General features: G+C 62.2%; 12 protein-coding genes. 4 read left to right on the plus strand and 8 right to left on the minus strand.

The genetic code is table 11. The features are described from left to right. Nucleotides 1-98 precede the first annotated feature (98 nt). Nucleotides 99-1,742 (plus strand): ABC1 kinase family protein, encoded by a 1,644-nt coding sequence (locus SINAC_RS11480; RefSeq protein WP_015245803.1) that lies wholly within the window; start codon nucleotides 99-101, stop codon nucleotides 1,740-1,742. Nucleotides 1,743-1,813: 71 nt separating this feature from the next. Here SINAC_RS11480 and SINAC_RS11485 read toward each other — a convergent pair whose 3' ends face one another. From SINAC_RS11485 to proC, 6 genes are all read right to left on the minus strand, one after another. Beyond that, the gene (locus tag SINAC_RS11485; RefSeq protein ID WP_015245804.1) at nucleotides 1,814-3,640 is read right to left on the minus strand and encodes a M56 family metallopeptidase; all 1,827 of its coding nucleotides are present in this window, start codon (nucleotides 3,638-3,640) and stop codon (nucleotides 1,814-1,816) included. Further along, entirely contained in the window at nucleotides 3,604-4,062 is a 459-nt protein-coding gene (locus tag SINAC_RS11490; RefSeq protein ID WP_015245805.1) for a BlaI/MecI/CopY family transcriptional regulator, read from the minus strand. The genes SINAC_RS11485 and SINAC_RS11490 overlap by 37 nt, the downstream gene beginning before the upstream one ends. A 558-nt stretch (nucleotides 4,063-4,620) precedes the next feature. Then, entirely contained in the window at nucleotides 4,621-5,859 is a 1,239-nt protein-coding gene (locus tag SINAC_RS11495; protein ID WP_015245806.1) for a C45 family autoproteolytic acyltransferase/hydolase, read from the minus strand. A gap of 108 nt (nucleotides 5,860-5,967) precedes the next feature. Beyond that, nucleotides 5,968-7,530, minus strand: a complete 1,563-nt coding sequence (gene guaA, locus SINAC_RS11500) for a glutamine-hydrolyzing GMP synthase (RefSeq protein WP_015245807.1) — start codon at nucleotides 7,528-7,530, stop codon at nucleotides 5,968-5,970. A gap of 143 nt (nucleotides 7,531-7,673) precedes the next feature. After that, entirely contained in the window at nucleotides 7,674-8,330 is a 657-nt protein-coding gene (locus SINAC_RS11505) for a metallophosphoesterase family protein (protein WP_015245808.1), read from the minus strand. A 10-nt stretch (nucleotides 8,331-8,340) separates the two neighbouring features. Beyond that, nucleotides 8,341-9,180, minus strand: a complete 840-nt coding sequence (gene proC / locus SINAC_RS11510; RefSeq protein WP_015245809.1) for a pyrroline-5-carboxylate reductase — start codon at nucleotides 9,178-9,180, stop codon at nucleotides 8,341-8,343. A 274-nt stretch (nucleotides 9,181-9,454) separates the two neighbouring features. Here proC and rpmF point away from each other — a divergent pair, with 274 nt between their 5' ends. The 3 genes from rpmF to SINAC_RS11525 all read left to right on the plus strand — a co-directional run bounded on the left by rpmF (nucleotide 9,455) and on the right by SINAC_RS11525 (nucleotide 10,530). Continuing rightward, nucleotides 9,455-9,655, plus strand: coding sequence for a 50S ribosomal protein L32 (gene rpmF, locus SINAC_RS41175; protein ID WP_044147536.1), 201 nt, complete (start codon nucleotides 9,455-9,457; stop codon nucleotides 9,653-9,655). Between the two features lie 38 nt (nucleotides 9,656-9,693). Further along, complete coding sequence (rpmB, locus tag SINAC_RS11520; protein WP_015245811.1) at nucleotides 9,694-10,014, plus strand: 50S ribosomal protein L28; 321 nt, start codon at nucleotides 9,694-9,696, stop codon at nucleotides 10,012-10,014. Between the two features lie 249 nt (nucleotides 10,015-10,263). Continuing rightward, a complete protein-coding gene (locus tag SINAC_RS11525; RefSeq protein ID WP_015245812.1) occupies nucleotides 10,264-10,530 on the plus strand; it encodes a hypothetical protein in 267 nt (88 codons plus the stop codon). A gap of 136 nt (nucleotides 10,531-10,666) precedes the next feature. Here SINAC_RS11525 and SINAC_RS11530 read toward each other — a convergent pair whose 3' ends face one another. Continuing rightward, complete coding sequence (locus tag SINAC_RS11530) at nucleotides 10,667-12,079, minus strand: 3-keto-disaccharide hydrolase (RefSeq protein ID WP_015245813.1); 1,413 nt, start codon at nucleotides 12,077-12,079, stop codon at nucleotides 10,667-10,669. Between the two features lie 55 nt (nucleotides 12,080-12,134). Continuing rightward, complete coding sequence (locus SINAC_RS11535) at nucleotides 12,135-13,067, minus strand: LssY C-terminal domain-containing protein (protein ID WP_015245814.1); 933 nt, start codon at nucleotides 13,065-13,067, stop codon at nucleotides 12,135-12,137. Nucleotides 13,068-13,373 lie beyond the last annotated feature (306 nt).

Consider the following 13,373-nt stretch of genomic DNA (forward strand, 5'->3'; position numbering starts at 1 on the left):
TTGTAGCGGGGGGGAAAGAGGGAGTAAGCTGGAGCCGTAAAAGGGAACCCCAATGATCCAGTCGCGTCCCAACTTCAGACTTCAGGAACCCGTGGAACTTGATCCGCGAAACGGTCAGTCATCTTCGCGACCTGCCTCGATACCGCCAGATCTTGGCGTCCCTGATGCGCTACGGCTACCAGGATGTGGTGGCAGCGCTCCATCTTAAAGGGATTGTCCGCCCGCTCGAGCGGGTGGCGCTTGGTGATGACGTTCCTCCCCAGGATCGTGCCCGGCGATTGCGAATGGTCTGTGAAGATCTTGGTCCGACTTTCGTGAAACTCGGCCAGGTCCTCAGTACGCGCCCCGACCTCCTCCCCGAAGCGTACACGACTGAGCTCGCCGCGCTTCGCGACGACGTTCGCCCGTTCCCCTCCGAAGAGGCCGAGGCCATTCTCACCGAGGAGTTCGGCCGTCCCCCCTCCGAAGTTTTCGCCCGGATCGATCCGATTCCGGTCGCCTCCGCCTCGATCTCCCAGGTCCATCGCGCGACCCTTCATGACGGCCGACAGATCGCCCTTAAGATCCGCAGGCCGGGGATTGAGAAGTTGGTCCACGCCGATCTCGATATCCTGAAAAACCTGGCCCAACTGGCGGAGCGCAGGCTTGCCTTCCTGGCCCCTTATGCCCCGGTCGCTCTGGTTCGGGAGTTCGAGCGGACCTTGAAACGCGAGATGGACTTCACCATCGAACGGCGGACCATGGAACGGTGCCGGCTCCAGTTCGCCAAGAACAAGACCGCCCATATCCCGTACGTCGTCCCTGAGTTCTCGACCTCACGGGTCCTGGCGATGGAGTTCATCGGCGGCGTTGGCGTCAACGACCGTGACGGGTTGAGGCAAATCGGCGTCGACCCAGCCGTGGCGGCCGTCCGAGGAGCTCGGATCCTCCTGACCCAGATCTTCGAGTACGGATTCTTTCATGCCGATCCCCACCCCGGTAACCTCAGAGTTTTGCCGGGCGGCGTAATTGCGCCTCTCGATTACGGCATGTTCGGCCAGCTCGACTCGCGGACGAGGGAACGTATCGCCGACCTGCTCAGCGGATTGCTCTCTCAAGACACCGACCGCGTCATCCGGGCCCTCAATGCGCTGGAGATTCGCGGAGATCAGGTCGATTCTCGCGCCTTGAGGCGCGACGTCGCCGAACTCGTCGCAACCTACTCCGACCTGTCGCTCGACACCATCGACCTGGGCGTTCTCCTTCGCGAGCTCATTGCATTTATCAGGACGCACGACCTGCACATCCCCCCCGACCTCGTGCTCCTGATCCGCTCCCTGGTCACGATCGAAGGAGTCGGACGCGCCCTCGACCCTCACTTCGACATCGCCAGCGAGCTCTATCCCTTCATGCGGGATCTGTCGCTGAAGCGGTTCGGCCCCTGGCGCATTCTGGGAAATACGATCAGGACGGCCGAGGACGTGCAGCGGATCGCCACGCTCTTGCCCGACGTCCTCGGCCAATCGCTCGAGTCGATCAAGCGCGGGAAGCTGACGGTCCACTTCGATCTGCAACACTTCGAGAATCTGGTGAGGCAGTTGACCCGGGCGAGCCACATCCTCACCGTCGGGATCGTGCTTGCGGGCCTGCTGGTCGGGTCGGCGATGATCCTCCACGTCGGGTCGGCAACCCTCGCCTACAGCGGCCTCTCCATTGGCCTGGTGCTCGGCCTCTGGCTGGTCTGGTCGATGTCACGGTCCTGAGAGCCGGAAAAGGCCAAAACCGTTTTCCGGCCTCAGCCTTCTTCCAGGACCGCGTCTATAGAATCAAGGCGTCACCGGCCTGGAGGACGGCGGATCGGCGGGGGAGGATTGACGACCATTGGTATGTTCGCAGAATCGAGCACGATTCGTCGTGGAGTTATGATGACGATGCGTTCGCTCATCACCGACCGAGGCCCGCTCCCATGTGCGTGACGCCCCAGGCTAACAACCAGGCTGGAGTCCTCGAGAACGTCACTCGTGCCCTTGGAGCGGACCACGGTCGTAGCGCGGAAGGTGTCTTCGCCACCTTGGCGAGGGATCGATGTCGTGTCACTCACTTCAACCGTGAGATGCATCCCTTGGGGTAAGTGCGACCCACCAACGTTGACCCGGACCCCCGTATCCGTTCCCCGGTCCTCGCCAGTCCGTCTCGTATTGCCTGAGGAGGCGCAGATCCACTCAGGGCCCGTGTCGATAAAGGCGTGATCGTTTTCGAAGGTCGTCACCTTGGGGGCCTGGAGTTGGCTGGCCGTGGCTTCACCTTGGATGTGGTTGAGGAGAACGGAGAGGGCCGGTTGGTCGATGATCCACCCGGTCATGTCCGCCTGCGACTCGACAGCCCTGAGCTGACCCTTGAGGCGTTGACGCCAGGCGTCCGGTTCAAGGTTGATGAAACGCACCTCGTAGGAGATCTGCAGCACAGACTCGGCCTTGGGAATCGCCGCCGGGCGAGTGCCCTCACTCAGGTGGGCGGTCGGCGTAGCCTCGAGAGGCCGGGACGGGACTGGCTCGTCCTTGGCGAATCCAATGGAGACAGCCACGAGGGCCACGGCCACGGCCGAGGGCAAGGCGGCAAAGGGCCAGACCTGGGGGCGGGGACGATTGGGCGTCATGCCGATGAGCTCCTGAATGCGGGGAAGAAGTGACGAACTCTCACCCCCGAATGCCGCGCCGACGAGGCGCGACGGCGGGGGACCGACACGGAGGCGTGCTACGGACTCCAGGGCCCTGGCCAGCGCAAGCGGATCGCCCGTGAGACGAACCGCCAGAGCATCGGCGCAGAGCTCACGCTGGCAGCGCAGCGACCGCGAAAGCCAGTGGACTCCCGGGTGAAAGAACAGAAGGGATTCCAGGACCCGCTGGACCAAATTCACGAGATGGTCGGAGCGCCGCGCGTGGGCCAACTCGTGGGCGAGCACAGCCTCAAGCGATTCGGGTCCGGCTGTGGCGAGCCACCGTTCCGGCAGCAAAATGACGGGGCGGAACACGCCGCAGAGACAGGGTTCGTCCAAGGTCGTGTGGACCCGGATCACCGGGATCATCCTGAGTCGCAAGAGCCGGCCGAGTTTTTGGGCCCGCTCTCGGACCACCGGTGGCGCTGGGGATGCATTCCGACAGAGCTGGTTCAATCTTTTCGCGCCGAGTGCCAGCACCGCCGAAAAGCCGAAGACGACCAGTACCCAAACCGTCAGGGCATAGGGCCGAATCACCCGCACAACGACCATCACGCGATCCAGGGTGAGTCGAAACAACGGAACCGCCTGAGAGAGGCCTCCAGGTCTCAGAACCACGGTGGTCGAGGATGCGCCTCGCATCCGGTTTGCCGCTTGGCCTGGCAAAAGACCAGGAGCCGTCGCCGCGCTCACTGTGACAGCTTCGGTTTGCCCCCCGGCCACGTGGTACTGGACCACCGTGAGAACGAACGGGCTGAACGCAACCACGCCGAGGGCCGCGAGCAGGATCGCGTAACGCGTCTGGTGCGATCGTGTCCTGTAAATCTGGAAGACCAGCGCGACGAGGGCGGCCATGACGAGCCCTAGCCAAAGGCTGTGCAGCAGCCCGATCCAGATCAAGCTCCCATTCACCCCTTGGAACGCTTCGGTCGCGAGCGTTTGCAAGGATCACCTCCTTCCCTCGTTTCGCTGGCGCGGCGGTCTTCATACCCGTCGAGGAGCGACCGAATCTGGTCGAGCTCATCGGCCGACGGCGCGGACTGGTCGAGCAGGTGCGCGACGAGCAGACTGGCCGAGCCGCTGTAGGCCCGCTCGAGCGTTTCACTCAGCAGTGACCTCTGAGTCTGCTCACGCGGTAAAACCGGCTCATAAACAAAGGCACGCCCCTGAGGGGAGCGTCGTAACAGCCCCTTCTCAGTCATGACATTCATGAGGCTCATCACCGAAGTGTAGGCCCGGGGCGAGTCGGCCTGTAGGTTCACAACCTCCAGGATGTCGCGCACCGTCGAGGGACCATTGCGCCCCCAAAGGATCTTGAGAATCTCCAACTCAGCAGGCGTGGGTTGTTCGGCTCGTGGACGTGCCATGCAGGGCGATCACTCCCAACTTCAGAAATGTGTTCCCAGGTGCCGCCGAACAGTCTACGGGTTTCGCCGTAGTCGTCAACGGCAAAACCCGTAGCCATTCAGCCGGTTCGCGCGGGCAACCATCCTGAGAGGGATTAATTGATGGGGGGAGAACCAGCGGAGTAAGAGAGCAGACAAGCCTTGAGGAGAGGAGGTTATCGCCGCAATGGCTTGTTCCCGGCCCCTTTCGAGGTGAACCGAAAACAGGAGCGGAGAGCCCCCGCAACTTCAGAGGGCGAGACTACCGGTCCAAGGCAATGCCCGCAGTTTGTAGCCCCAAAGAAAGGAGCGACGGATCATCACCAGATGTGCTTCCCCGAAAACACCCAAAACATTTCCATGCGATAGCCCCGGAGAGACGATCGTCAGAGCCCACTCAAGAGCATTGACAATCGCCCCTCCAGGGCCATAAAGAAATCCAACATGACTTATCCCTGCTCCTCGAGGCTTCACCCCTGGCCAGGGACAATCGCTCCGCTCGGCTGTAAAAGGCGTAGAATCCTTTGTTGATCAAGCCTGTCAGGGAGTCACCGAAGCGCCCTGGATCACGGGCTTCGGTGCGGGGGCCGAATCTGCGGGCGGGGGCGGAAGCGTTGGCGCTTGCGACGACGGTTCGTGCGTCAGCAAGTCGGTGAGTTGGAAAGCATGGTAGGGCTGGGTGGCTGCCGGAGCGCCGTCTTTGGCGGCGTTGGCGACCCAGAAACGGCTCGACTTGGTTTCGAAGAGCACGCTGTGTAGGTTGGATTTCATCGCCACCGGACGATCCATCAACGCCCGCGCGGAATCGGCGTCGAACGTTCCGAAACCCGATTTGACCCGGCGCGCGAGTTCTTCATAACGGTCGCCGGCCGAGAGGAGCACGGCGTCCTTGATGGCGTGGGGGAGCCGAGGATGGGTTCCCCCCATCGGGACCACGCCGAAGGTGTCCCACGACGCTTCCATGCCCACGCCTTTGCCACTCTTACCGTCGGCAATGACGTAATAATATTCGCAGGTCCGTGGGTTGTCGCGGAAGACGGCGACCGCCTGGTCGAGGTCGTTGGCCTGCTCAAGCACCATCCGAACCAGGATGGCCATCGGAATCCCGTCCCAGTGGCCAAGGCCGCGCCCCCCCATCTCGCCGATCGAAACCTGCCGAGCGTTCATGCCCGTGACCGAGCCGATGAAGCCTGCGTAGGTGACGTTGACGAACGGGATCCTTCCCTCCGGTTCGGCAATAATCAGGACGGCGTGATCCTGAAGCCGCCAGTCGCAGCCGTAGTCGAGGATCCGACCGTGATAGAGGGTCCCGTCTTTGGTGGCCGATCCGCTCAGGGCGAACCCGGAGCAGTGAAAGAGCTCAGGGATGAAGTTGGCGACGGTGACTTCCTGGGCGTCGAGGCCCGCCCCAGCGGCCATTCCTCGCAGTTCTTCGAAGAACCGCTCGGGGATGAACTTCTTCTGGGTTGCGGCGATGCCACCGATCGCTCGCTTCGGGTTCAGGAGATTGGCGCCGGCCACCTCGAGTTTCAGCTCATTCGCTTTCTCCTCGAAGAGAAAGCGAACGTTTTCCCGGATGTCGTCCTTCAACAGGGCCCCGTGCTGATAGCCCATCTCATAGGGCGTTCCCTTGAGGTGGAGCACCCGGTAGCCGTTGACTTCCTCAAGGAACCCGGCCCCGCAGCGGGCGATCGTCTTGGTCTCCGCCCTGAGAGGCGAGACGGCCCAGACGACCAGCAGCAGGGTCATCCCGATCGTGCGAATCGACGTCCGACGCATTGTCCGGTCTCCTTCGCTCCAGGAAAAGCCGTTCCTCGCCTCGCGCGGAAGCGCGATCGCCCGCGTCATTATTCACGCGCGGGCGACGGAAAGGGAGACCGTTCCGGATCATTCCCACTCGATCGTGCCGGGGGGCTTGCTGGTGACGTCGTAGACGACCCGATTGATCCCCTTGACGGAGTTGATGATCCGCGTGGAAGCACGAGCGAGCAGATCGTGCGGAAGCCGCGACCAGTCGGCCGTCATGAAGTCGTCGGTGTCGACCGAGCGCAGGGCGATGGCATTCTCGTAGGTCCGGCCGTCACCCATGACGCCGACGGACTGGACGGGCAGGAGGACCGCGAACGCTTGCGCGACCTGTCGCTCGAGACCCGCCTTTCGCAACTCGTCGAGAAAGATCGAATCCGCCTGGCGAAGCACTTCGAGACGCTCGGCGTTAATGGTCCCGAGGCAACGGACAGCCAGACCGGGACCGGGGAACGGGTGCCTCCAGACGAGGCTGTCGGGAAGTCCCAGCTCCAGGCCAAGGCGGCGGACCTCATCTTTGAAGAGATCCCGAAGCGGCTCGATCAACTCGAATCCGAGCTCGGCGGGAAGTCCACCGACGTTGTGGTGATGCTTGATCGTTGCGGCGGGGCCGTCGCGATCGCCACCGCTCTCGATCACGTCGGGGTAGAGGGTCCCCTGTGCGAGAAACCGGGCCCCGGGAATCGACTTCGCTTCCTCGCGAAAGACGTCGACGAAGGTGTGGCCGATCCGGATTCGCTTCTCCTGGGGGTCGCTGACCCCATCGAGCGCCCGGAGAAACGGCTCGGTCGCGTCGACCACGCGGAGCTCCGCGTTGGAATGGGCTCCGAAGGCTTCGGCAACCGCATTCCGTTCCCCAGCGCGGAGCAGTCCGTTATCGACAAAGACGCAGACCACCCGAGGCCCGAGTGCTTTCGCGAGCAAGGCGGCGGCGACCGCCGAGTCGACTCCCCCCGAAAGACCGCAGACGACACGATCGCTGGGACCGACCCGCTCGCGGATCTCCACGACTGAGCGTTCGATGAACGCCTCCATCGTCCAGGTCCCACGGCTGTGGCAGATCCGATCGAGGAAGTTGCCGAGGATCAAGGCTCCATACGGCGTGTGAGCAACCTCGGGATGGAACTGGATCCCATAGACGGGCCGAGTCTTATGACGAACGGCGGCCAAGGGGCAGGTTGACGTCGTGGCCAACGTCACGAAATCCGGGCCGGCGTCGTGGACCTGATCGGCGTGGCTCATCCAGACGGTCGTCGACTCGGGGACGGCGTGAAAGAGGTCTTCCGAGTGGTCGAGCACCTTGAGCTCAGCCCGGCCATATTCGCCGGCGGGGCAGGGGCGGACGGTGCCGCCCAGGGCCTCACAGGCCAACTGCATGCCATAGCAAATCCCCAGAATCGGGACGCCTAGCTCGAACAGACCGGGATCGCACCGCGGAGCCCCTTGTTCGTAGACGCTCGACGGACCTCCGGAGAGGATTATCGCCATCGGATTCAGTTCGCGGGCTCGCTCGGCCGTCAGGTCATGACGCACGATCCGGGCGAACGCGTGGCGTTCCCGAACTCGCCGAGCAATGAGCTGGACGTACTGCGATCCGAAATCAACGACAAGAATAGGACGATCGGCGGGGTCCGGGCGCTCCATGAGCGTCGTCATCTCCCTCTGGGCGAGAAAGTCTCGTTCGAGACCAAAACGTCAGTCTACCACTTTCTCGCCCCGGCGCACATCGCAAGAATCAAAAAAGAGCCGAAAATATGCGAGAATGTCACGAAGGGCCTGAATCCGGTTCAGCTCCGCTTCGACGGCGGAGCAGGATCCTCCTCGGGCCAAGGATCGAGCGGGATCCTCTCGCCACTCTCCACGTCATGAAAGCTGACCGAACGTTCCGTCAGGTCGACGAGGGCGAACGTCCGCGAGCTTTTCTTCACCACCGGCATCGATACGACTGAGCCCGGATTGACCACCAGGCCGCGATCGCAACGAAACCACATTGGTTCATGCGTATGACCGACCACAAGAAGGTTGGCATCGAGCGCCCGGAGATCGGCGCGAAGGGTGGCTGGGGGATGGGTTCGTCGCTGGATGAACTCCATGTCGCTTCGTGGTGAGCCGTGGACGATGACGCCAATCTGATCGAGGTCGGCCACGAGCAAGTGCGAGGGGAGGGCGGCCAGAGCCCGAAGCGTGGCGGCGCTGGGGGGCCCGCCGCCGTATTCGTCGGGAACGCCCAGGCCGCGTTCGAGGGCCCAACGGTCGTGATTGCCACGGACCGAGGCGACCTGGCGTTCCTCGAGAAAGGCCACCACGCGATCGGGATAGGGACCATATCCGACAAGATCCCCAGCGCAGACGATTCGATCGGCCCCCATGACCGTCAGGTGCGACCAGGCGAGTTCCAAGGCCAACGGGTCGCCGTGGATGTCGGAAATCAGGCCGAGCTTCACGAGGTCCCTTTCACTTCGAGGCGGCCTGAGCGGCGAGCTCGGCCGAGCGGCGGGTGGCCGCCTCGACCGCGTCGATCAGTGCGGCCCGAATCGATCCGCGTTCCAGGGCATGCAGCCCGGCAATCGTAGTTCCGCCGGGGCTCGTCACCTGGTCCTTGAGCGTCCCCGTATGCAGGCCGGTCTCGAGCACCATGCGGGCGGCTCCCAGGACCGTCTGGGCGGCCAGGGCCGTTGCCACGTCGCGAGGGAGCCCGACCCGGACACCCCCGTCGGAAAGCGCCTCAATGATTACATAAACGAAGGCCGGCCCACTCCCTGACAGTCCCGTCACCGCATCCAAGAGCGTCTCGGGTACGCGATAGGCAAGGCCGACCGACTCGAGGCAGGACCGGACGACACGATCGTCCGATTCTCGCGCACCAGGACCGAGGCAGTATCCTGCGGCCCCCTCGCCCACCAGGGCCGGCGTATTCGGCATCACCCGCGCCAGCCTGCGATCGGCTCCGAGCCCGGCGGCCAAGGTCCCCAGAGAGACCCCTGCGGCGATCGAGATCAGGAGATGGTCCGGTGTCACCGAAGGTCGGAGCGTCTGAAGCACCTCCGACATACTCTGTGGCTTGACCGCGAGAATGAGAACGTCGCTGTCCCGCGCCACTTGCTCGTTGGAGGTGCGGACGTTCACCCCCGTTTCCTTCGCGAGCAACGTACAAGCCGATTCAATCGGATCGCTCGCGAAGATCGTCTCGGGCGTGGCGAGCCCCGCGCGAAGCATTCCGCGAATCAGAGCCGTCGCCATTTTCCCCGCGCCAATGAATCCCCAGCGCAGTGGCGTCGTGTTCGTTGTGTTCATCAGACCTCATTCGAAGAAAAAAAGGAGTCAGGCCATGACCGGGATGCCCAAATTCCTTGATCTGTAAGGAGTTTAGGACTGGTGGACCGCAATGGACCGATCCGTTCATCCCCTCAGGATAAGGCCCGCCGATCCGCCGTCGCAATCCGTTCTCGCCAGATCCGAAAAAGAGCAGGAACGGGCGAAAGTCGACCTTGAATTCCCAAGTCTAATCCGGATAATAGCTTTCTTTTCCAGAACACACTTGATCGCGTGGTTTTCGGGAGAGTCTGTCGTGGCCGTACCAAAGAGACGAACATCCAAATCAGCCAAGGGAAAGCGTCGGAGCCACGACTTCCTGGTTGCTCCCGCCCTGAATGTTTGCCCGCAGTGCAAGCTCGCGGTGCCCCCGCACAAGGTTTGCGACCTGGTCGAGGAATGCGGCAACGTCCAGCGCAGCAAGCCGCACAACCCGTTGGCCAAAGAAAAAGTCTGAACACCGCCAGGGCGCGAGATTGACAAGGAGCCTGTCCCATGGGACGCCAGTGCGAAGTCAGTGGTAAGAAGACCGCGTTTGGAAACCATATCACCACGCGCGGTAAAGCCAAGTATCTTGGCGGCGTAGGTATCAAGACGACCGGCGTGAGCCGCCGTTGCTTCCGTCCGAATCTCCAGCGCATCCATGTTTGGCTGCCCAACGGAACGACCCGTTACGTCCGGGTCGCCACCTCGGTCATCCGTTCCGGAATCCTCACCCTTGAAGTCGATGGGAAAATGAAGACGTTCCCCTTGATCAAGGCCTCCAAAGGAAGCGCCAAAGCCCGAGCCGAACTCAAGAATCTCTACCCGATCTGACATGGGACGAGACTTCTTCGCGGAGTGAGCCCCACCATCGGCGACGCGCTCGCGGCCGATGTTGTGGGGCATTCTCATGCGCTTTGCAAATCGGCTCATAGGAGCCGATTCGTCCACCTGGTAAGAAACAGCCATCCCTGCTTTCAGTCACACCGGGCGCGGCCCGCCCGACACCCATCGATTGCGAGCCGAAGCCACTCCTGCTACAGTCGTCGTTGGCCTGATCGACATTGACTTGGGGGTGACACAATGGGGACTCGATCCAAGCGAGACGCAGTCATTCGGTCTCTCGTGATCCTTTGCTCCTTCCTCTGCTGCGTTGGGGCAACGGCATCTTTTTATGTTGTCCTGGTGCGTGTGCCGGCGCTTGCCAACACAAAGCTCGACATATTATTCGGAACGCTCCAGGGCGTGGCGGTTGGCCTTCTCTTCGCGATTGCGGCACTCCTGACTAATTTCATGCATATGTACTGGCGAGCGAACCAACCGTCGACCCTTCCCCTGGTCAACGACTAACAGCAACAAGGCAAGTGGAAAGCATCAGCTCACTGTCTTGGCTATCTTTGAATAAGCGCTGGCCAGAGAAGACAGGGAACTCGCGCTCTCCACTCACCTGAAAAGTATCAACGTTCCAGGCTTCACCGTCCTGAGATCACTTCGAATCGACGGCCCTGGGTTTGTCCTGCCCCTGCGCAGCGACTTTCGGAGCGTCAGCCGGTATCGGTGCCTTGTCAGGTGGGATGAGTGTCAGATCATCCGGCAGCGTTTTCAAGAAGAAATCACGATACTGGATCTTCATGGGCGGGCCGACATGGACCTGGACCGCTAGCACCCCTTCCAGCTTGCGCCCCTTCTCGTCAAGGTCGATCAGGTCAACGGTGGGATGGCCGTCGATCCAGTGGCGGTGATGGTTTCCTTCGACGAGAACCCGGTAGTCGTGCCACTCGCCGGCAGGAAAGTCCTTGAGCGGAAACGTTCCGGTCACCCAGGGTTGGCCTTGGGTGTCGATGACGACCTGCTCACCGGTGTGAGCCAGAATCCGACGACCCCGTTCTTCGTAGAGCATTCCATTGTAGTCGGGCCGGTTCGCCACCACGTCGCACTGGTAGCCGGTGACGACCGACTCGCCGAGGTCGGGCCGTTCGGTGCCTCGATATTGCAGCCCGCTATTGCCGGTGGGTGAGACCTTAACCTTCACCCGGAGCTCGAAATTCTTGACGAGGCCCTCGCGCCAGGTGATGAACCGGTTGAACTTGAGCGTGCCGTCGGCTTTACCGGTGAGGCAACCGTCCTCGGCCGACCAGTAGCTCGGGCTCCCCTCCCAGCCTGTCAGGTCACGGCCATTGAAAATCGCCCGGAACCCTTCGGGAGGCTTCGGGGCCGCCGCTTCGTCCGCGCTCAATTCCCGGATCCGGACGTTCCGCCAACGGACCTGGAACGGACCTTGATCCTTGGCGATCCCGTGAACTTGCAATCCGATGAAACCATGATCGTCCATGGGATCGGTGAAGTCCGACGCCGCAATGCCGTTGATCCAGGAGCGGTAGCGATCCCCCTGAACAACAATCCGGTAGTGGTTCCAGTCGTCGTCTTTGAAAGCGTCCTTGGCTTCCGGCTTGATCTCGTTGAGCCACTTGCCGCGGCGCCCCTCGTCGTAAACCTGGGCGGCCGTGCCGGTGTCCTTCCGAGCGATCTCGAACTGAGGACCGTAGACGACCCCCGCGCGCTGGCGATTGTTCGGATCGGGGTCATCCTTGCCGTAGACATGGCTCCGAACCTGGATGCCCGAGTTCAGGGCCGGATCGCATTTGACCTCCAGCTCGAGCTCGAAGTCCTTGTAATCCCCTTTGCAGAGGAACGTGTTCGGACTCTCCACAGCCGTCGAGCCGACAATGGCACCGTCCTCGACCTTGTAGGTAGCGAACCCACCACGGACCTTCCAGCCATCGAGCGTCTTACCGTCGAACAGGGGCACCCAGCCCTCGTCGGCGGCGAAGGTGATTGAACGGAGAGTCGAGAGGACCACGAGGGTCGCGGTCAGGATGGTTCTCGAGCTTGGACCCATAGTCAGTCTCCAATGGGGTTCAAAGCCAATGACGATTCGTTGTGATGGCTTGCGATCACTGCGCCGGGAGGGATTCCAACAAGGGGCGGATCGCCGACCAGAATTGCTGCTTGATCTGGATGGCGACCGGGTTGGCAAGGCGGGCGAACTTCGCCTCCTTGTCTCCTTTCAACGCAAGAACGCCCACCGTCAGTTCCCCGTCGGTGTAGTACAGGTCACCGCCCCCGTTTCGCCCCAGGAGGGTCGACCCAACTCCGGTGACTTGAAACAGTTCAGTCAACCAACCCTCCTTACGGAGATCGGTCATCAAGGCCGTGCGTTCGGCGTCGATGTCGGGTCCGATGTGGTGGGTGATCTGGCCGGTCAGATGGCTTAGCCCAACACTCCGGTCGTAGGTCGCGGACCCGAGCCAGAGGGGATCGCCGTTTCGGCCGACTTCCTTGGACTTCCAGAACCGGACATGGTGCCGATGCGATGCGCTATTCCCGACCGGCTTCTCAAAGGCGAGGTCTTGCTTCCTCCCGAAGAGAAAGAGGCTGCTGACAGGAGCGTCGGGGTACGGCTTATCGCGCAAGACGCTCCCGGCAATCCGAAGGCTGGTTCTCAAGGTCACAGGATCCGCCGGATCCCAGCCCGAGCTGAGCATGGCGTGGACGAGCACCTTCTCCCCTCCGATCAACCCGACGTTAAGCGGGTCTCCGGGGATCCCTTGGGGAGTCAGGGTCGTCTTGGGCGCGTTTTCGAGGCCAGGCTGATGTTCGTAATGCTTCCAGAGCGCAGGAAGGATCACGTAAGCCGCAAGTAGCCAAAGGCCGACCACACAGGCCAGGACTTTCAGCCCACGGATCAAGTACCGCCGCCAACGCGGGGCTTTCACCGTCGCAATGTCCCGTGATTCCAGATTGGGCCCCGCCGGCACCTGGGTGGGCTGCGAATCTTGGGGAGAAACCGGGACGTCGCTCGCATCGCTGCTCTGAACGTCTGACATAACAACCTCGCTCGTCGCTCTGGAATACGAACCCGCCGGCTTGCGGCTTGATCATCGCATCTCGGAGGAGGTTGAGCATCAGGCTGGTGTTCCGAAAGAGCGGCACCACCTGCGATCCAGAGTTCGTAACCAGCCAGGCAATGGCTGGCCACGTCGTTGGGGTCGTACTCACAGGGGGAAGCCTGCCGAGCCTCTTGGCAATCGACTGGTGGGCCGTGCCCTCCCTGTCGGGAAGACACAGCCCACCAGGTTTCACTGTCGCGGGGAGAGAGGGGGGATCAATGCCCGCCAAACCTCTCGGCAAAA

This window comes from Singulisphaera acidiphila DSM 18658 (genome assembly GCF_000242455.2).
GTDB classification, from domain to species: Bacteria; Planctomycetota; Planctomycetia; order Isosphaerales; family Isosphaeraceae; genus Singulisphaera; species Singulisphaera acidiphila.

Bases quoted from the DNA above. Each gene is read 5' to 3' on its own strand.
- SINAC_RS11490 (WP_015245805.1), bottom strand. From the start codon at position 4,062: ATGGCACGTCCACGAGCCGAACAACCCACGCCTGCTGAGTTGGAGATT.
- SINAC_RS11495 (WP_015245806.1), bottom strand. From the start codon at position 5,859: ATGCGTCGGACGTCGATTCGCACGATCGGGATGACCCTGCTGCTGGTC.
- guaA (WP_015245807.1), bottom strand. From the start codon at position 7,530: ATGGAGCGCCCGGACCCCGCCGATCGTCCTATTCTTGTCGTTGATTTC.
- proC (WP_015245809.1), bottom strand. From the start codon at position 9,180: ATGAACACAACGAACACGACGCCACTGCGCTGGGGATTCATTGGCGCG.
- rpmB (WP_015245811.1), top strand. From the start codon at position 9,694: ATGGGACGCCAGTGCGAAGTCAGTGGTAAGAAGACCGCGTTTGGAAAC.
- SINAC_RS11525 (WP_015245812.1), top strand. From the start codon at position 10,264: ATGGGGACTCGATCCAAGCGAGACGCAGTCATTCGGTCTCTCGTGATC.
- SINAC_RS11530 (WP_015245813.1), bottom strand. From the start codon at position 12,079: ATGGGTCCAAGCTCGAGAACCATCCTGACCGCGACCCTCGTGGTCCTC.
- SINAC_RS11535 (WP_015245814.1), bottom strand. From the start codon at position 13,067: ATGTCAGACGTTCAGAGCAGCGATGCGAGCGACGTCCCGGTTTCTCCC.